General features: G+C 59.9%; 19 protein-coding genes and 1 pseudogene. 2 read left to right on the top strand and 18 right to left on the bottom strand.

Translation table 11 applies throughout. The annotated features are described in order from the left end of the window. Positions 1-77 precede the first annotated feature (77 nt). From KFS80_RS05965 to KFS80_RS05910, 12 genes are all read right to left on the bottom strand, one after another. Entirely contained in the window at positions 78-866 is a 789-nt protein-coding gene (locus tag KFS80_RS05965) for a ParA family protein (RefSeq protein WP_053118409.1), read from the bottom strand. A 43-nt stretch (positions 867-909) separates the two neighbouring features. Further along, on the bottom strand, positions 910-1,800 hold the full coding sequence (motD, locus tag KFS80_RS05960) for a flagellar motor protein MotD (protein ID WP_053118407.1): 891 nt from the start codon (positions 1,798-1,800) through the stop codon (positions 910-912). Positions 1,801-1,812: 12 nt separating this feature from the next. Further along, the gene (locus tag KFS80_RS05955) at positions 1,813-2,553 is read right to left on the bottom strand and encodes a flagellar motor protein (protein WP_159812660.1); all 741 of its coding nucleotides are present in this window, start codon (positions 2,551-2,553) and stop codon (positions 1,813-1,815) included. After that, positions 2,553-3,719 (bottom strand): protein-glutamate methylesterase/protein-glutamine glutaminase, encoded by a 1,167-nt coding sequence (locus KFS80_RS05950; protein ID WP_212544234.1) that lies wholly within the window; start codon positions 3,717-3,719, stop codon positions 2,553-2,555. The genes KFS80_RS05955 and KFS80_RS05950 overlap by 1 nt, the downstream gene beginning before the upstream one ends. Before the next feature lie 49 nt (positions 3,720-3,768). Continuing rightward, the gene (locus KFS80_RS05945) at positions 3,769-6,003 is read right to left on the bottom strand and encodes a chemotaxis protein CheA (RefSeq protein ID WP_212544233.1); all 2,235 of its coding nucleotides are present in this window, start codon (positions 6,001-6,003) and stop codon (positions 3,769-3,771) included. Positions 6,004-6,039: 36 nt separating this feature from the next. After that, positions 6,040-6,828 (bottom strand): protein phosphatase CheZ, encoded by a 789-nt coding sequence (locus tag KFS80_RS05940; protein WP_053118398.1) that lies wholly within the window; start codon positions 6,826-6,828, stop codon positions 6,040-6,042. 18 nt (positions 6,829-6,846) lie between these two features. Beyond that, positions 6,847-7,218, bottom strand: coding sequence for a chemotaxis response regulator CheY (locus tag KFS80_RS05935; RefSeq protein WP_024012118.1), 372 nt, complete (start codon positions 7,216-7,218; stop codon positions 6,847-6,849). Between the two features lie 166 nt (positions 7,219-7,384). Further along, the gene (gene fliA, locus KFS80_RS05930) at positions 7,385-8,125 is read right to left on the bottom strand and encodes an RNA polymerase sigma factor FliA (protein ID WP_007920004.1); all 741 of its coding nucleotides are present in this window, start codon (positions 8,123-8,125) and stop codon (positions 7,385-7,387) included. Next, positions 8,122-8,952 carry a flagellar synthesis regulator FleN gene (fleN, locus tag KFS80_RS05925; RefSeq protein ID WP_003222917.1) on the bottom strand — a complete coding sequence of 277 codons (831 nt, stop codon included), beginning with the start codon at positions 8,950-8,952 and terminating at the stop codon, positions 8,122-8,124. The genes fliA and fleN overlap by 4 nt, the downstream gene beginning before the upstream one ends. 116 nt (positions 8,953-9,068) lie before the next feature. After that, entirely contained in the window at positions 9,069-10,409 is a 1,341-nt protein-coding gene (gene flhF, locus KFS80_RS05920) for a flagellar biosynthesis GTPase FlhF (protein ID WP_053118396.1), read from the bottom strand. A gap of 11 nt (positions 10,410-10,420) precedes the next feature. Further along, entirely contained in the window at positions 10,421-12,550 is a 2,130-nt protein-coding gene (gene flhA / locus KFS80_RS05915) for a flagellar biosynthesis protein FlhA (RefSeq protein ID WP_053118395.1), read from the bottom strand. A 301-nt stretch (positions 12,551-12,851) separates the two neighbouring features. Then, on the bottom strand, positions 12,852-13,517 hold the full coding sequence (locus tag KFS80_RS05910; protein ID WP_246541699.1) for a hypothetical protein: 666 nt from the start codon (positions 13,515-13,517) through the stop codon (positions 12,852-12,854). 361 nt (positions 13,518-13,878) lie between these two features. On the opposite strand from KFS80_RS05910, the pseudogene KFS80_RS05905 reads away from it, so the two are divergent. Both KFS80_RS05905 and KFS80_RS05900 read left to right on the top strand, forming a co-directional pair. Continuing rightward, positions 13,879-14,088, top strand: a pseudogene (locus KFS80_RS05905) (DUF6124 family protein); the annotation flags it as partial. 559 nt (positions 14,089-14,647) lie between these two features. Beyond that, positions 14,648-15,004, top strand: a complete 357-nt coding sequence (locus KFS80_RS05900; RefSeq protein WP_159812655.1) for a DUF6124 family protein — start codon at positions 14,648-14,650, stop codon at positions 15,002-15,004. Positions 15,005-15,348: 344 nt separating this feature from the next. On the opposite strand, the gene flhB is transcribed toward KFS80_RS05900, so the two are convergent. Genes flhB through fliN form a run of 6 tightly spaced genes read right to left on the bottom strand, consistent with a single transcriptional unit; the run spans position 15,349 to position 19,210 of the window. Next, positions 15,349-16,488, bottom strand: coding sequence for a flagellar biosynthesis protein FlhB (gene flhB, locus KFS80_RS05895; RefSeq protein ID WP_159812654.1), 1,140 nt, complete (start codon positions 16,486-16,488; stop codon positions 15,349-15,351). A gap of 3 nt (positions 16,489-16,491) precedes the next feature. After that, complete coding sequence (gene fliR / locus KFS80_RS05890; protein WP_053118386.1) at positions 16,492-17,277, bottom strand: flagellar biosynthetic protein FliR; 786 nt, start codon at positions 17,275-17,277, stop codon at positions 16,492-16,494. Between the two features lie 3 nt (positions 17,278-17,280). Next, the gene (gene fliQ / locus KFS80_RS05885; protein ID WP_053118383.1) at positions 17,281-17,550 is read right to left on the bottom strand and encodes a flagellar biosynthesis protein FliQ; all 270 of its coding nucleotides are present in this window, start codon (positions 17,548-17,550) and stop codon (positions 17,281-17,283) included. After that, positions 17,547-18,305, bottom strand: a complete 759-nt coding sequence (fliP, locus tag KFS80_RS05880) for a flagellar type III secretion system pore protein FliP (protein WP_053118381.1) — start codon at positions 18,303-18,305, stop codon at positions 17,547-17,549. The genes fliQ and fliP overlap by 4 nt, the downstream gene beginning before the upstream one ends. After that, entirely contained in the window at positions 18,305-18,751 is a 447-nt protein-coding gene (gene fliO / locus KFS80_RS05875) for a flagellar biosynthetic protein FliO (RefSeq protein WP_212544232.1), read from the bottom strand. The genes fliP and fliO overlap by 1 nt, the downstream gene beginning before the upstream one ends. Continuing rightward, positions 18,752-19,210 carry a flagellar motor switch protein FliN gene (fliN, locus tag KFS80_RS05870; RefSeq protein ID WP_053118377.1) on the bottom strand — a complete coding sequence of 153 codons (459 nt, stop codon included), beginning with the start codon at positions 19,208-19,210 and terminating at the stop codon, positions 18,752-18,754. Positions 19,211-19,218 lie beyond the last annotated feature (8 nt).

Below are 19,218 nucleotides of genomic sequence, written 5' to 3'. Positions count from 1 at the left end.
TTGCTCTTTTCAAGGAGGCCACACAGCGAGATCAAAAGATCGCAGCCTGCGGCAGCTCCTACACAAGTCAAAGTCATTCAGGCCACCTGCGCGACAAGTTGCTGCGCCAGCAGATGCTTGAGCAGCGCGCGGTAAGCGAGAACGCCACGGCTCTTGCCGTCGAATTGCGAAGGCGTTACTCCGGCACGGCTGGCGTCACGCAGGCGCGTATCGACCGGGATGTAACCTTGCCAGATCTCTTCCGGAAATTTGTCGCGCAGCACGCGCAAAGTACCCAGCGACGCCTGCGTACGGCGATCAAACAGCGTCGGCACAATACTGAACGGCAGCGCCTGTTTGCGTGAACGGTTGATCATCGCCAGCGTGTTGACCATGCGCTCCAGGCCTTTGACGGCGAGGTGTTCGGTCTGCACCGGGATCACCAGTTGCTGACTCGCGGCCAGCGCGTTGACCATCAGCACACCGAGCAACGGCGGGCTGTCGATGATCGCGTAATCGAAGTCCTGCCACAGTTGCGCCAGACTCTTGGCGATCACCAGACCGAGGCCACTCTGCCCCGGCGACTGCCGCTCAAGGGTCGCCAGTGCGGTGCTCGACGGCAACAGTGAAATACGTTCGTCACTGGTCGACAACAGCAACTGCCCCGGCAGGCCTTGCGGCACGCTGCCCTTGTGCAGAAACAGGTCGTAGTTGCTGTGTTCCAGGCTGTCGGGGTCGTAGCCGAAATAGCTGGTCATCGAGCCGTGCGGGTCGAGATCGACCACAACCACGCGCTTGCCCGCCTCGGCCAGCAACCCGGCTAAAGCGATGGAAGATGTGGTTTTACCGACACCACCCTTTTGATTGGCGACTGCCCAGACTCTCATTCGGTTCGTTCCTCCCGGCCGATATGCTCGACCGAGACATAGCTCAGCGTGTTAATGCGGGTGACGGAGAATTGACGGCACTCTCGCGTCCCGGCGTCTTGACCGGGGTCGGTGCAGTTTGTGTGCCAGCGCGCTTCAACGCGGCGTCCGGTTGCGCATTGGCCGTCCCGGTGCCCGTCAGGCTGCGGCGGACATCGAGATTGCGCGACACCACCAACACCACCCGACGATTCTTCGCGCGGCCCTCAACGGTGGCGTTGTTCGCCACCGGTTGAAACTCACCGTAACCCACCGACGCCAACCGGCCAGGGTTCACACCCTGCATCGCCAGCATGCGCACGATGCTCGCCGAACGCGCCGAGGACAGCTCCCAGTTGGTCGGGTACTGCGCGGTGCGGATCGGTTGATCATCGGTGAAGCCTTCGACGTGAATCGGGTTATCGAACGGTTTCAGAATCGCCGCGACCTTGTCGATGATGTTGAACGCGATATCGCTCGGCATGGCGTCGCCGCTGCCGAACAACAGGCTGGAATTGAGTTCGATCTCGACCCACAACTCGTTGCCGCGCACGGTCATCTGGTTGGACGCGATCAAGTCGCCGAACGCGGCGCTGATGTCATCGGAGATGCTTTTCAGCGGATCGCTGGCCCCGGCGATACCGGCATCAATCTGCTCGGCATCCTTGACCAGCGGCTTGGCCGGAGTGGTGGTTTTCGGTCGCTCATCACCGATCGGAATCGGTTTGAGCGCACGGTCGGAGTCTTTGAAAACACCGACCAGCGCTTCGGAAATTTCTTTGTACTTGCCTTCGTTGATCGACGAAATCGAGTACATCACCACGAAGAACGCGAACAGCAAGGTGATGAAATCCGCGTAGGACACCAGCCAGCGCTCGTGGTTGACGTGTTCTTCCTGGTGGCGACGACGAGCCATGAGGTTATTCCCTTAATCCATGAAGCCTTGCAGCTTCAACTCAATGGAGCGAGGGTTTTCACCTTCGGCGATCGACAGGATCCCTTCCAACAACATTTCGCGATAACGCGACTGCCGCAACGCGATTGCCTTCAGCTTGGCCGCCACCGGCAACAACACCAGGTTGGCACTGGCGACACCGTAAATGGTGGCGACGAATGCCACGGCGATACCGCTGCCCAGTTGCGTCGGATCGGCCAGATTGCCCATCACGTGGATCAGGCCCATCACCGCACCGATGATGCCGATGGTGGGCGCGTAACCGCCCATGCTTTCGAAGACTTTCGCGGCTTCGATATCGCGCGCTTCCTGGGTGTAGAAATCCACTTCGAGGATGCTGCGAATCGCTTCCGGCTCGGCGCCATCGACCAGCAGTTGCAGGCCTTTGCGCGAGTAATTATCCGGTTCGGCATCGGCCACGCCTTCCAGACCCAGCAGGCCTTCCTTGCGCGCGGTGAGGCTCCAGTTGACGACACGGTCGATGCCGCCGGCCAGATCAACCCGGGGCGGAAACAGAATCCACGCCAGAATCTGCATGGCGCGTTTGAACGCGCTCATCGGCGATTGCAGCAGCGCCGCGCCGACGGTGCCGCCGAGGACGATCAACGCGGCAGGACCGTTGGCCAGCGCACCGATGTGGCCGCCCTCAAGGTAGTTGCCGCCGATGATGGCGACGAACGCCATGATGATCCCGATAAGGCTTAAAACATCCATCAGATACACGCCTCGACGATGTGCTTGCCGATCTCGTCCAGGCTGTACACCGCGTCGGCGAGGTCAGCTTTGACGATGGCCATCGGCATGCCGTAGATCACGCAACTGGCTTCGTCCTGCGCCCAGATCGAGCTGCCGCCCTGCTTGAGCAAACGCGCGCCTTCACGGCCGTCAGCGCCCATGCCGGTGAGCACCACCGCCAGAACTTTGTCACCGTAGGACTTGGCCGCAGAGCCGAACGTGATGTCCACGCACGGCTTGTAATTCAGACGCTCGTCGCCCGGCAGAATCTTCACCGCGCCACGGCCGTCGATCATCATTTGCTTGCCACCCGGCGCCAGCAACGCCAGCCCCGGACGCAGGATGTCGCCATCCTCGGCTTCCTTGACGGTGATGCGGCAGAGCTTGTCGAGACGCTCGGCAAACGCTTTGGTGAACGCCGCCGGCATGTGCTGGATCAACACGATCGGTGCCGGGAAGTTCGCTGGCAACTGAGTCAACACCCGTTGCAGCGCAACCGGGCCGCCCGTCGAGGTGCCGATGGCAACCAGTTTGTAAGCCTTGCGTTTCGGTGCCGGCGACGAAGCGCTGGCGGCCGGTGCACGGGTTGCAACCGGAGCATGCACAGGCGCTGGCGCTGGACGCACCGCAGCGCTGCTGCTGTGGCTGCTGCTGTGGCTACTGAAACTTGATGCAGTCGGAGCAGGCGTCGGCGCAGGTGCAGGCGCAGCCACTGGAGCCGGCGCACTGTAAGCACTGAAACGACGATTACTGCGCGAGATGCTGTGCACCTTTTCGCACAGCAGTTGTTTGACCTTCTCGGGATTGCGCGAGATGTCTTCGAAATTCTTCGGCAGGAAATCCACCGCGCCGGCGTCCAGCGCATCGAGGGTGACCCGAGCGCCTTCGTGGGTCAGCGAGGAGAACATCAACACCGGAGTCGGGCAGCGCTGCATGATGTGCCGCACCGCCGTGATGCCGTCCATCATGGGCATCTCGTAGTCCATGGTGATCACGTCCGGCTTGAGCGCCAGTGCCTGATCGATGGCCTCTTTACCGTTGGTGGCGGTGCCGACCACCTGGATGCTCGGATCCGCTGAAAGAATTTCCGAGACGCGGCGGCGGAAAAAACCCGAATCGTCCACCACCAGGACTTTGACTGCCATAAACACTCCATTAGGTGCAGCGGAGCGTGATCGCCCCGCCGCCCCGGATTCAAATACGCCGTGCGGCGTAACGCTTGAGCATGCTTGGAACATCGAGAATCAGCGCGATGCGGCCGTCACCGGTGATGGTGGCGCCGGACATGCCCGGAGTGCCCTGCAGCATTTTGCCCAATGGCTTGATGACCACTTCTTCCTGGCCGACCAGTTGATCGACGACGAAGCCGATCCGCTGAGTGCCCACCGAAAGGATCACCACATGGCCTTCGCGCTGCTCTTCGTGAGCGGCGGAGCTGACCAGCCAGCGCTTGAGGTAGAACAATGGCAGCGCCTTGTCCCGCACGATCACCACTTCCTGGCCGTCGACGACGTTGGTGGTCGACAGGTCGAGGTGGAAAATTTCGTTGACGTTGACCAGCGGGAACGCGAACGCCTGATTGCCGAGCATGACCATCAACGTCGGCATGATCGCCAGCGTCAGCGGCACCTTGATGACAATCTTCGAGCCCTGGCCCTTGGTCGAGTAGATGTTGATCGAACCGTTGAGCTGGGAAATCTTGGTCTTCACCACGTCCATGCCGACACCGCGGCCGGAGACGTCGGAGATCTCGGTCTTGGTCGAGAAACCCGGAGCGAAGATCAGGTTGTAGCACTCGGTATCGCTGAGGCGATCGGCCGCGTCTTTGTCCATCACCCCGCGTTTTACCGCGATGGCGCGCAGCACGTTCGGATCCATGCCTTTGCCGTCATCGGAAATCGACAGCAGGATGTGATCGCCTTCTTGCTCGGCGGCCAGCACCACACGACCGCCACGGGCCTTGCCCGACGCTTCGCGTTCTTCCGGCGACTCGATGCCGTGGTCGACAGCGTTACGCACCAAGTGGACCAGCGGATCGGCCAGGGCCTCGACGAGGTTTTTGTCGAGGTCGGTTTCTTCGCCGACCAGCTCCAGATTGATCTCTTTTTTCAGCTGACGGGCCAGGTCGCGAACCAGACGCGGGAAGCGCCCGAAGACTTTCTTGATCGGCTGCATCCGCGTTTTCATCACTGCGGTTTGCAGGTCAGCGGTGACCACATCGAGGTTCGACACAGCCTTTTGCATGGCTTCGTCGCCGCTGTTCAAGCCCAGGCGCACCAGACGGTTACGCACCAGTACCAGCTCGCCGACCATGTTCATGATTTCGTCGAGACGTGCGGTATCGACGCGCACGGTGGTCTCGGCTTCGCTCGCCGGTTTTTCCGGTGGCGGTGTTGTCGGTGCACGGGCCGGAGCCGGTGCAGCAGCTTTGGGTGCTTCGGCTTTTGGCTCAGGCTTGGCGACGGGTTTCGGCGCCGCAGCGGCTGGAGCCTTGGCGACTGGCGTGGCCACCGTCGAAGCGCTGCCCGCTGAGGCGGCGCCGACATCGGTGAATTTGCCTTTGCCGTGCAATTCGTCGAGCAGCGATTCGAATTCATGATCGCTGATCAAATCGCTGCCGGCAGCCGCGGCCGCTGGAGCAGCAGGCGCAGGTGCCGAGGCAATCGCCGACTCCAGCGCTTCGACGGCGAAGTTGCCTTTGCCGTGCAACTGATCGAGCAACGCTTCAAATTCGTCGTCGGTGATGTCCGAGCTGTCGCCCGCTGCCGGAGCAACCGGAGCCGCTGGCGTCGCCGCTACGGCGTCCGGCGCGAACTGGCCTTTGCCGTGCAGTTGATCCAGCAACGACTCGAATTCGGCGTCGGTGATTTCATCGCTGGCCGAGCTATCGGCCACCGGCGCTGGCGGGGCTTCGGCTTGTGCCTTGACGGCATTCAGCGAGTCCAGCAGTTGTTCAAATTCGTTGTCGGTGATGTCGCCCGAATCGCTTTCCGCGACCGGGGCTTCAACGACTTCTTCGACCGCGACGGCATCCGCCGATTGCGGCTCGGCCAGACGTGCCAGCGCTGCCAGCAGCTCAGGCGTTGCAGCGGTGATCGGTGCGCGTTCACGCACCTCAGTGAACATGCTGTTCACCGCGTCCAGTGCTTCCAGCACCACGTCCATCAGTTCTGCATCAACGCGACGCTCACCCTTGCGCAGGATGTCGAACACGTTTTCGGCGATGTGACAGCACTCCACCAGCTCATTGAGCTGAAGGAAGCCGGCGCCCCCTTTTACAGTGTGGAAACCGCGAAAAATTGCATTGAGCAGATCCGCGTCATCCGGTCGGCTTTCCAGCTCGACCAGTTGCTCGGACAGTTGCTCAAGAATCTCGCCGGCCTCAACCAGGAAATCCTGAAGGATCTCTTCATCGGCGCCGAAGCTCATTAATGGGGTGCTCCTAACAGGTCTAAAAACCTAAACTCAAAATCCAAGGCTGGATAACAAATCGTCCACATCGTCCTGACCGGACACAACGTCTTCTCGTTTATCGGCATGAATCTGCGGACCTTCACCCTGCGAGAGATGTTTTTGTGGATCTTTTTCTGCAAGCATCGCGGCGCGGTCATGTTCGATGCCCGCAAAGCGGTCCACCTGACTGGCCATGAGTACGAGTTTGAGCAAATTGCTTTCGACTTCGGTGACCAGTTGGGTCACGCGTTTGATCACCTGACCGGTGAGGTCCTGGTAATCCTGGGCCAGCAGAATGTCGTTGAGATTGCTCGACACCGCACGGTTGCCCGTGTGGCTGCGCGACAGAAAACCGTCGACCCGGCGCGCCAGTTCGCGGAACTCTTCAGCCCCGACTTCGCGGCGCATGAACCGGCCCCAATCCGTGCTCAGAGCCTGGGCTTCTTCAGCCAGACCATTGACCACCGGCGTGGCGCTTTCCACCAGATCCATGGTGCGGTTGGCCGCAGCTTCCGTCAGCTTGACCACATAGCCCAGACGTTCGGTGGCGTCGGTGATTTGCGACACTTCCTCGGCCTGCGGCATGTGCGGATCGATCTGGAAATTGACGATCGCACTGTGCAGTTCGCGTGTGAGCTTGCCCACTTCCTGATACAGGCCGCGGTCTCGGGTCTGATTGAGCTCATGGATCAGTTGCACAGCGTCGCCGAACTTGCCTTTTTCAAGGCTCTCGACTAGTTCGACCGCGTGTTTTTTCAGGGTCGACTCGAAATCGCCCTGTGAAAATTCTTTATGCTCCATAGCTCCCCCGCGCGTTCATCAGCCGATGCGTTCGAAAATCTTCTCGATTTTGTCTTTCAGCGCCTGAGCCGTGAAAGGTTTGACGACGTAGCCGTTCACACCGGCCTGAGCGGCTTCGATGATCTGCTCGCGCTTGGCTTCAGCAGTCACCATCAATACCGGCAGGTGCTTGAGTTTTTCGTCGGCACGCACGTGACGCAGCAGGTCGATACCGGTCATGCCCGGCATGTTCCAGTCCGTTACCAGAAAGTCGATGCTTCCGCTGTTGAGCACTGGAATGGCAGTGGTGCCATCGTCAGCCTCGACGGTGTTGGTGAACCCAAGATCACGCAGCAGGTTCTTGATGATCCGCCGCATCGTTGAGAAGTCATCAACGATGAGGATTTTCATGTCTTTGTTCAATTCGACCTCCAAGCAGTCTTAAACGCGCCCAGCACCTGGACGCGCCACTTCAATCAATCGGCGCAGCACTCGAAGACTGTCTGGAGCACAACAGAGCAAGACCGGTGCCGTTCATCACCGCACCAGCCTCGTTCGCAGTGTCCCCACACTGCCTTCAGCGCGCTCGCCACTCCCCCAAACGCCCCCGCAAACGGGCCGCGCACTGGCTGTGTAACTGGCTGACCCGCGATTCACTGACGCCAAGGACTTCACCGATTTCCTTGAGGTTCAGCTCTTCGTCGTAGTACAGCGCCAACACCAGTCGCTCACGCTCCGGCAAATTGGCAATCGCGTCCGCCAGCGCCGCCTGGAAGCGTTCATCTTCCAGATCGCGTGACGGCTCAAGATGAGCACTCGCGCCATCCTCGTGCAGCCCTTCGTGTTCGCCGTCCTGCAACAGATCGTCGAAACTGAACAGGCGACTGCCCAAGGTGTCATTCAAAATCCCGTAGTAATCGTCGAGACTCAATTGGAGTTCGGCCGCAACTTCGTGATCTTTAGCATCACGGCCGGTTTTAGCTTCAATTGAGCGAATTGCGTCGCTGACCATCCGGGTATTGCGGTGAACCGAGCGTGGCGCCCAATCCCCTTTGCGCACTTCGTCGAGCATCGCGCCGCGGATTCGAATGCCCGCGTACGTTTCGAAACTGGCGCCTTTGCTGGCGTCGTATTTGGTCGAGACTTCAAGCAGGCCGATCATCCCGGCCTGGATCAGGTCTTCAACCTGCACACTCGCCGGCAACCGCGCCAGCAAGTGATAGGCAATGCGTTTGACCAGCGGCGCGTAACGCTCGATCAGCTCGTACTGAGCGTCGCGTGCCGACTTCTTGTAGTAATTCATACCGCTAGCGGTCATAGCACGGGCCCTGCCGTTTGCTGCACGAGGCGCTCGACAAAAAACTCAAGGTGGCCGCGCGGGTTGGCGGGAAGCGGCCAGGTGTCGACCTTTTGCGCGATGGCCTTGAACGCCAGCGCGCACTTGGAACGCGGGAAGGCTTCATAGACAGCGCGCTGCTTCTGCACCGCTTTGCGCACGCTTTCGTCGTAAGGCACGGCGCCGACGTATTGTAAGGCGACGTCGAGGAAGCGATCCGTGACCTTGGTCAACTTGGCGAACAGGTTGCGACCTTCTTGCGGGCTCTGCGCCATGTTGGCGAGGACGCGGAAGCGGTTCATGCCGTAATCGCGGTTGAGCAGTTTGATCAGTGCGTAAGCGTCAGTGATCGAGGTTGGCTCATCGCAGACCACCAGCAACACTTCCTGCGCTGCGCGAACGAAACTGACTACCGAGTCACCAATACCTGCAGCGGTGTCGATCACCAGAACGTCGAGATTGTCGCCGATGTCACTGAAGGCCTGAATCAGGCCGGCGTGTTGCGCCGGGCTCAGATGAACCATGCTCTGCGTGCCGGACGCGGCCGGTACGATGCGGATCCCGCCGGGACCCTGCAACAGCACGTCGCGCAGCTCACAGCGGCCTTCGATGACATCGGCCAGAGTGCGTTTGGGTGTCAGGCCCAGCAGAACGTCGACGTTCGCCAGTCCCAGATCGGCGTCCAGCAGCATGACCCGACGGCCAAGCTCTGCCAGCGCCAGAGACAAGTTCACTGACACGTTAGTTTTGCCGACGCCACCTTTGCCGCCGGTCACCGCGATCACCTGTACGGGATGCATGCTGCCCATGTTATTTCTTTACCTTGTCTTGCATAGACGGAGGCCACATTACTGGCTGCGCGTTCACAAACGGAACAATGCATGGCAGACCATCGATGTAGGTACAAAAACTGTTCATGAATACCTCAGCCTACCTGCTTGGTGGGGCTGTGGTAGATATCAGCGAACATGTCAGCCATGGCTTCTTCGCTGGGTTCTTCCTGCATTTGCACGCTGACGGCGCGGCTGACCAGTTGATGACGGCGCGGCAGATGCAAATCATCCGGAATCCGTGGGCCATCGGTCAGGTACGCGACCGGCAATTCATGACTGATCGCCAGGCTTAACACTTCGCCAAGGCTGGCCGTTTCATCCAGTTTAGTCAGGATGCACCCGGCGAGCCCGCAACGCTTGTAACTGTGATAAGCGGCGGTTAGAACCTGTTTCTGGCTGGTGGTTGCCAAGACCAGATAATTTTTTGAACGGATGCCACGCCCGGCGAGGCTTTCGAGCTGCATGCGCAGGGCCGGATCGCTGGCTTGCAGGCCGGCGGTATCGATCAGCACCACGCGTTTGCGCAGCAATGGATCCAGCGCCTGCACCAGCGACTGGCCCGGATCAACGTGGGTCACCGGCACATTGAGAATGCGGCCCAGGGTCTTCAGTTGTTCCTGCGCGCCGATGCGGAAGCTGTCCATGCTCACCAGCGCGACATTCTGCGCGCCGTATTTCAGCACATAACGTGCGGCCAGTTTCGCCAGCGTGGTGGTCTTGCCCATGCCGGCAGGGCCGACCATGGCGATCACACCGCCCTCTTCCAGCGGCTCGACTTCCGGCACGGCAATCATTCGCGCCAGATGCGCGAGCAGCATGCGCCAGGCCTGACGCGGCTCTTCGATGTCGCTGATCATCGACAGCAGATCACGCGACAGCGGGCCAGACAGACCGATACGTTGCAGACGGCGATACAGATTGGCCTGCGCCGGACGGCTGCCCTGCAGTTGATTCCAGGCCAGTGTGCCGAGCTGCACTTCCATCAGCTCGCGCAGGCTGTTCAATTCAAAACGCATCGAATCCAGTGCACGTGGATCGACGCCGCCAGAGGACTGAGCCGGTGCCGGGGCTGGACGCGCTGGCGCGGCGTAGGTCGGCTCGGTCAGCGGTTCAGCGGCGGTCAACGGCAGGCCAGCGGTGAGTGGCAGGCCGGCAAAGATCTGGCGATTGCTATTGCCATCGGCTTCGCCACGCAGGCTCAGCTCGGCCTGGGCGGTGACGATGCGCGACTGGGTCTTGCGCAGCTCGTCTTCGAGCTCCATGTTCGGAACCCGTGGCGCCAGCGCCGACAATTTGTAATCGAGCGCAGCCGTCAGCTCGACACCGCCGGCAATGCGGCGGTTGCCAATGATGGCGGCATCAGCGCCCAGCTCATCACGAACCAGCTTCATGGCCTGACGCATATCGGCGGCGAAAAAACGCTTAACTTGCATGAACCACTACCTCAGCCGTTGGGCCCTACTGTCGCAACAATTGTCACTTGCTTGTTGTCCGGTATTTCCTGGTAGGCCAGCACGTGCAATCCAGGGACTGCGAGGCGGCCAAAACGCGAGAGCATCGCGCGTACCGGGCCTGCTACCAACAGGATCACCGGCTGACCTTGCATCTCCTGACGCTGCGCCGCTTCGATGAGCGAACGTTGCAGCTTCTCGGCCATGCTTGGCTCCAGCAGAACGCCCTCTTCCGAGCCTTGTCCTGCCTTCTGCAGACTATTGAGCAATATCTGTTCCAACCTTGGTTCCAGGGTGATCACAGGCAGCTCGGACTCAGTGCCTACAATGCTTTGGACGATGGCGCGCGATACGCCAACCCGCACCGCAGCCACCAGCGCGGCGGTATCTTGACTCTTGGCAGCGTTGTTGGCGATGGCTTCGGCAATACTGCGGATGTCACGCACCGGCACGTGTTCGGCCAACAGCGCTTGCAATACTTTAAGCAGTTGCGACAACGAGACCACGCCCGGCACCAGCTCTTCAGCCAGTTTCGGCGAGCTTTTGGCCAGCAATTGCATGAGTTGCTGCACTTCCTCGTGGCCGATCAGCTCACTGGAGTGTTTGTACAGAATCTGGTTCAAGTGCGTCGCAACCACGGTGCTGGCGTCGACCACGGTGTATCCGAGCGACTGTGCCTGCGCACGCTGGCTGATTTCGATCCACACCGCTTCCAGCCCGAAAGCCGGATCTTTGGCGTTTATGCCGTTAAGCGTGCCGTATACCTGCCCCGGGTTGATCGCCAGTTCGCGATCCGGGTAGATCTCGGCTTCGGCGAGGATCACGCCCATCAGGGTCAAACGGTAGGCGCTTGGCGCCAGGTCGAGGTTGTCGCGGATGTGCACGGTCGGCATCAGGAAGCCCAGATCCTGCGAGAGCTTCTTGCGCACGCCCTTGATCCGCGCCAGCAATTGCCCGCCCTGATTGCGATCCACCAGCGGGATCAACCGGTAGCCGACTTCCAGACCAATCATGTCGATCGGTGTCACGTCATCCCAGCCCAGCTCTTTGGTTTCCATGGCGCGGGCTGGCGACGGCAGCAGCTCCTGCTGGCGTTTGACCTCTTGCAGCGCTTCAACCTTGGCGACGTTCTGCTTCTTCCAGAACAGGTACGCGCCGCCAGCGGCCAGTGCCGCCATGCTGAGGAACGAGAAGTGCGGCATGCCCGGCACCAGGCCCATCACCGCCATCAAACCGGCCGCCACCGCCAGCGCTTTTGGCGAGGCGAACATCTGGCGATTGATCTGTTTGCCCATGTCTTCCGAACCGGAAGCACGGGTCACCATGATCGCCGCAGCTGTAGATAACAACAGTGATGGCAATTGCGCCACTAAACCGTCACCGATGGTCAGCAAGGCGTAAACCCGGCCGGCATCGCCGAAGCTCATGTTGTGCTGGAAGATACCGACGGCCATGCCGCCGATGAGGTTGATGAACAGAATGAGGAGGCCGGCGATGGCGTCACCGCGCACGAACTTGCTGGCACCGTCCATTGAACCGTAGAACTCAGCCTCCTGGGCGACTTCCTGACGGCGCATCTTCGCCTGGTTCTGGTCGATCAGACCGGCGTTGAGGTCGGCGTCGATCGCCATTTGTTTGCCGGGCATCGCGTCGAGGGTGAAGCGCGCGCTCACCTCGGAAATCCGCCCGGCACCCTTGGTCACCACGACGAAGTTGATGATCATCAGGATCGCAAACACCACGATACCGACCACGTAGTTACCGCCGATCACCACCTCACCGAAGGCCTGAATCACCTTACCGGCCGCGGCGTGGCCGTCCTGACCGTGGAGCATCACCACCCGTGTCGAGGCGACGTTCAACGCCAGCCGCATCAACGTCGCGACCAGCAGAATCGTCGGGAACACCGCGAAATCCAGCGGCCGCAGCGCGTACACGCAGACCAGCAGCACGACAATCGACAACGCAATGTTGAACGTGAAAAACACGTCGAGCAGGAACGGCGGAATCGGCAACATCATCATTGCCAACATGACCAGCAGCAACAACGGCACGCCCAGATTGCCTCGCGAGAGGTCATTCAGGTTTGTGCGGGCACTGTTGAGTAACTGAGAGCGATCCACCGGTATTCCCCGTTCCTTTAAAGCAAACTTTTGACGCCCAGAGCAGGCGCACGGCGGCTATTGCAAGAAGCCTTCCAACTTTTGCGCAGACAAAAAAGATCGCAGCCCCAACGCGCTTCCCTGTAGGAGCTGCCGAAGGCTGCGATCTTTTGATCTGGCTTTTTGAAAGTCAAAAGATCGCAGCCTTCGGCAGCTCCTACAGGAAGGCATTCAATTTCAGGCACAAAAAAACCGCCACCCCGTTAAATCGGGGCGGCGGTTTTTTATTTCGTCACGGTGCCAGCTTAAGGAAATGCCGGATTCAACCAGCCTCGTGAATCAGCTCCGCGCCAATATCACCAAACGCTAACTCGCGCCCAATCACATACTGCGTGCCGGTATACATCGGTTTCCCCTCCACCGACACCAACGGCTCCTTGCCATACATCAGCACGACTTTGGTCTCGGGTGACTTGAGCCCTGACAAAATCGGCTCACCTAACAGCAAATTCAGTTGCCACTGAAAAGGGATGACCGGCAGATCGCGGATCTGAATCTGTCGACCACCGTCCAATCGATAGTCTACCCGTGCAGTGACGTGCAACTGCCCGTCAACCACTTCGAACACCGGCACGCCGTAACGAATCTCCAAGCCTCCCGTCGACCACTCCGACATGTAGTACTCCGTGCGAGTGAAAACCTCGAACAGCGCCTCATTCGTGGAGATCTTGCCCGCCGCACCCAATAAATAGTTGTACGCGTAGTGATAGGCCAAGCCGTCCAGCTCGGGCCGGATCGCATTGAGCGGGTTATTCAGAAAGTTGGGAATGTGCTGATTGGCGGCAACTTTGAAGTTAAGAAAATCGAGACTCAGTTTGAATTTGGCCGAGTAGCCAATCGCTCTTTCGCTGACGTTTTCCTCCAGCCGAGCGGAGACGAACTCCAGCTTCATCCCCGGAAGATGTTTGTATACGCGCTCTACCATCATGACTCTCCCTGAACAGATCCGAGCATCTCGAACGCTGTCAGGCCCCTGCCCAAGCGCATCCACGGCGAGACCTCCAACGGGAACATTCCCGGCGCTATGAGTGCGCCTGAAATTCAACGGCGTCTACTGTCAGAACTGTCAGGTATCACAGGTTTTCAGACGGAAGGTTCGCTCCACCCTCTGTAGGAGCAAAGCTTGCTCGCGAAAGCGGTGTGTCAACCGATGAAAGCGTTGAATATGCCGATGCCTTCGCGAGCAAGCTTTGCTCCTACAAATTGGGGCAAGCCACAAAATATGTGATCACCACAAAACCGTAGGAGCAGAGCTTGCTCGCGAAGGGGCCGTCATTGCCTGCAGAAACCGCACGATGTACGCCGTGACCGCCGATTTCAAAAACGAAGAACTATTGGCCAACGCCTGCGAAACCCTCGCCTCCGCCAGAACCATCGCCAATGACTTCGCCAACCTCATACCCGCCTCGGAGCGGAAGACGCTGCTGGGCATCGCGCAACTGATCATGCTCGGCGAGTTGGCGGTGAATCGGGCGCTGGATAATCTGGTGTTGCCGCAGTGGCAGGCCCCCTCCCCCGATGATCGTTCCCACGCTCTGCGTGGGAACGCCTCAACGGACGCTCCGCGTTCGGTTGTGGAAGGGACGCGGAGCGTCCCGGGATGCATTCCCACGCGGAGCGTGGGAACGATCAATTGGGGCAAGCCACAAAATATGTGATCACCACAAAACCGTAGGAGCAGAGCTTCCTCGCGAAGGGGCCGTCATTGCCTGTGCCCGATTTCTGTTTTTAAACGGCTATGTTTAAAAGACACCTCCAGACACGCCTCAAAGGCTACACATCCTTGCGCCTTTGCCTACAGCTAAGCCAGAATCGGCCGGCTTGTGCGCCTTGGGGACGGGTTCTATCGTGGGTCGGTCGCTGATTGTTCAGTGATCGGGTTTAGCAGCTCGGCAAATCTCAAGACACGCGAGTCCCGCCATTACGTTATGGCGGCTTTGCGTGGGGCACTTCGGTGCGCCGGGATTCTTGAGCCTGGTCTGCTAACCCGCGTACAGCCGCCACCCACTTCGTTTAGCAGCGACGGTTGACGGCTCCATTTCTCAAGGAGCTTCACCAATGATCAAACCAACACCAAACCCACCCGAAACCGATCCCACCTCCCCCTACGAATCCCTCGATTCAACAAAGCTCCACGAAGCCGCCGACCGCGCCCTCGATCACTACCTCTTCCCGGGCGCCACGCCACCGCCACGCCGAAACCGCACGATGTACGCCGTCACCGCCGACTTCAAAAACGAAGAATTATTGGCCAACGCCTGCGAAACCCTCGCCTCGGCAAGAACCATTGCCAATGACTTCGCCAACCTCATACCCGCATCACAACGCAGAACGCTGCAGGGTATTGCGCAACTGATCATGCTCGGCGAACTGGCGGTGAATCGGGCGCTGGATAATCTGGAGTTGCCGCAGTAACAGCACCCCGATGATCGTTCCCACGCTCTGCGCGGGAACGCCTCAACGGACGCTCCGCGTTCGGTTCTGGAAGGGACGCGGAGCGTCCCGGGCTGCATTCCCACGCGGAGCGTGGGAACGATCAAGAAGTCAGGCAAGAACCTGTGGCGAGGGGATTCAGCGAAACGTCGCACCGCCCCGCTCGGCTGCGCAGCAGTCGTAAATCCTGAGCACGCGGTAATCCTGAAAGATTGAAGTCACAGGTTATGGGGGCTGCTGCGCAGCCCAGCGGGGCGGTGCGACGTTTCGCTAAATCCCCTCGCCACAATGATCTCTGTAAGGCCTAGAGTTTCATCGCAGTAACGTCAAGAATCGCGGCGCAGATCCGGCGGAATCGGCAGGTCATCCTTAAGCGGATCCGGCCGTTTGCCTTTGCCCGCGCGGTATTGGCGGATCTGGTAGACGTACGCCAACACCTGCGCCACCGCCAGATACAACCCGCCAGGGATTTCCTCGTCGAGCTCAGTCGAGTAGTAAATCGAACGCGCCAACCCCGGCGATTCCAGCAGCATCACATTATTCGCCACGGCAATCTCACGAATCTTCAACGCCAGGAAGTCGCTACCCTTGGCCAGCAGCAACGGCGCGCCACCCTTTTCCGAGTCGTATTTGAGCGCGACGGCGTAGTGCGTCGGGTTGGTGATGACCACGTCGGCGTCGGGAATCGCCGCCATCATCCGTCGCTGGGACATTTCGCGCTGGGTCTGGCGGATGCGCTGTTTGACCTCCGGCCGGCCTTCCTGATCCTTGTGCTCGTCGCGCACTTCCTGCTTGGTCATCAGCAGTTTTTTGTGCGCTTCCCAGAGCTGCACCGGCACATCGACGGCGGCGATGATGATCAACCCGCAGGCCAGCCACAAGGTGCTCCAGCCGACCAGCGTCACGCTGTGAATAATCGCTGACTCAAGCGGTTCGTGAGCGATGCGCAGCAGGTCGTCGACGTCGGACATCAACACCATCAGCGCCACGAACAGGGTGATCACAAACTTGGCGAGTGCCTTGAGCAACTCCACCACAGCCTTGAAGGAAAACATGCGTTTGAGGCCGGCGCCCGGGTTCATCCGGCTGAACTTCGGCGCCATGGAGCTGGCCGCGAACAGCCAGCCGCCGAGGGAAATCGGCCCGACCAGCGCGGCAATCAACAGGGTGATCATGATCGGCTGAATCGCCACCAGCGCCATTTTGCCCGACTGCATCATAAAGGCGCCCATGGAGCCCTGATCCATGATCACCTCGCGCGTCAGCGTGAAGTTCAGGCGCATCAGTTCCATCAGGTCTTCGGCCAACATGCCGCCAAACACCAGCAACGCGCCGGCGCCGGCCATCATCACGGCGAGGGTGTTGAGCTCTTTGGAACGGGCAATCTCACCCTTCTCACGGGAGTCCTTTTTCCGTTTCTCCGTGGGGTCTTCTGTTTTGTCCTGACCGCTTTCGCTCTCAGCCATGACTCAGCGCGCCCGTGCCAGTTCGCGTAGCAACTGCAAGGCCTCGGTGGCCAGCGGCTGATACTGATTGAGAATATCCGCCAACCCGACCCAGACAATAAACAGACCGAGCACAAGGGTCAGCGGGAAACCGATGGAGAAAATGTTCAGTTGCGGCGCCGCGCGGGTCATCACGCCGAACGCGATGTTGACCACCAGCAACGCGGTCACCGCCGGCAACACCAGCAGCAACGCGGCGCCAAGTACCCAGCCGAGTTTGCCGGCCAGTTCCCAGTAATGCGCGGTCATCAAACCACTGCCGACCGGCAGCGTGGTGAAGCTTTCGGTGAGGACTTCAAACACCACCAGATGGCCGTTCATCGACAGGAACAGCAAGGTCACCAGCATGGTGAAGAACTGCCCGATCACCGCCACCGAGACGCCGTTGGCCGGGTCGATCATCGAGGCGAAGCCCATGCCCATCTGGATCGCGACGATCTGCCCGGCCACCGCAAACGCCTGAAAGAACAGCTGCAAGGAAAACCCGAGCACAGCGCCGACCAGGATCTGCTCGGCGATCAGCATCAGCCCACTCAGATCCAGCGGACTCACCGCCGGCATCGGCGGCAGCCCCGGCGTGATCACCACGGTGATCGCCACGGCAAAATACAGGCGCACACGGCGCGGTATCAGCGTGGTGCCGAACACCGGCATGACCATCAACATCGAGGCGACGCGAAACAGCGGCAACATGAACGATGCCACCCAGGAACTGATCTGGGTGTCGGTCAGCTGAAGCAGCGATTGCATGGCTTAGCCGATGACCATCGGAATGTTTTTGTACAACTGGATGATGTATTCCATGAACGTCTGCACGATCCATGGGCCGGCGACGATCAACGTCACCAGCATCACCAGCAGACGCGGCAGGAAGCTCAGGGTCTGTTCGTTGATCTGCGTCGCGGCCTGGAACATCGCCACCAGCAAGCCGACCAACAGGCTCGGGATCACCAGAATCGCGACCATCAGCGTGGTCAGCCACAGCGCTTCACGAAAGATATCGACCGCGACTTCCGGCGTCATGGCGAGACACCTCCAAAACTGCTGGCCAGGGTGCCGATGATCAGCGCCCAGCCATCCACCAGCACAAACAGCATGATTTTGAACGGCAAGGAAATGATCAGCGGCGACAGCATCATCATACCCATCGCCATCAGCACACTGGCGACGACGAGGTCGATGATCAGGAACGGAATGAAGATCATGAAGCCGATCTGGAACGCGGTCTTCAGCTCGGAGGTGACGAACGCCGGCACCAGAATGGTCAGCGGCGCAGCGTCCGGCGTCGGGATGTCGGTGCGTTTGGACAGGCGCATGAACAGCTCAAGATCGCTGCTGCGGGTTTGCGCGAGCATGAAGTCTTTGATCGGCACTTGAGCTTTTTCCACCGCTTGCTGCGCGGTGAGTGTCTCCGCCAGATACGGCTGCAAGGCATCTTTGTTCACGCGATCGAACACCGGCGCCATGATGAACATGGTCAGGAACAGCGCCATGCCGGTGAGGATCTGGTTCGACGGCGTCTGTTGCAGGCCGAGGGCCTGACGCAGGATCGAGAAGACGATGATGATCCGGGTGAAACTGGTCATCAGAATGACCGCCGCCGGAATAAAGCTCAGCGCGGTCATGATCAGCAGAATCTGCAGGCTGACCGAATATTCCTGCGCGCCATCGGCGTTGGTGCCCAGCGTGATCGCCGGGATCGACAACGGATCGGCGGCGAACGCCAGCGGCGCCGCCAGCATCAGGGCCAGCGTCAAGACGATGCGTAGCGCACCCATTACTTCGTATCCTTCTGATCCTTGCCGAGTATCTTCAGCAACTGCTGGGCAAAATCCGGAGTGGCTTTTTCACTGGTGCTCGGCACCGGCACCGGCTCTTTGAGCACGTGCAGCGCGGTGATGGTGCCGGGGCTCAAGCCAAGCAAAATCTGCTCGTTGCCGACCTGCACCAGCATCAAACGGTCACGTGGGCCGAGGGCGCGCGAACCGATCAACTCGATCACCTGGCCCTTGCCTGCCGGCCCTGCCTGCTGCACCCGGCGCAGCAGCCAGGCGAGGAAAAAGATAATCCCCAGCACCAGCAGCAAACCGAATACCAGTTGCGTCAATTGCCCGGCAATGCCGCTGTTGACCACCGGCGCGGCGACGGCGGCCGTGGTTGCCACCGGCTCGGCGGCCATTACGCTGATTGGCAGCGCCAGCAGCGCCCAGAGAACCCTTTTCACTCAGCGCAGCTTCTTGATGCGTTCGCTTGGGCTGATCACGTCGGTCAGGCGGATGCCGAACTTCTCGTTGACCACCACCACTTCACCGTGCGCAATCAGCGTGCCGTTGACCAGCACGTCGAGCGGCTCACCGGCCAGACGATCGAGCTCGATCACCGAACCCTGGTTGAGTTGCAGCAGGTTGCGGATGTTGATGTCGGTGCTGCCGACTTCCATCGAAATCGACACCGGAATATCGAGGATCACGTCCAGGTTCGGACCGTCCAGCGTCACCGGATCGTTGTTCTTCGGCACGCTGCCGAACTCTTCCATCGGCAGACGGTTGGAGCTCGCGGCGCCAGCGTCGGCGGCCAGCAGGGCGTCGATGTCAGCCTGGCCGGCATCACCGGTTTCTTCGAGGGCGGCGGCCCATTCATCAGCCAGTGCCTGATCGTCCTGGGCGTTCATATCGTCGTTCATCATGTGTC

It is taken from the genome of Pseudomonas rustica, from assembly GCF_018336155.1.
In the GTDB taxonomy this organism is placed as follows: Bacteria; Pseudomonadota; Gammaproteobacteria; order Pseudomonadales; family Pseudomonadaceae; genus Aquipseudomonas; species Aquipseudomonas rustica.
The sequence above is the reverse complement of the archived record's forward strand: the minus strand, read 5'-3'. Positions and strand labels throughout refer to the sequence as shown.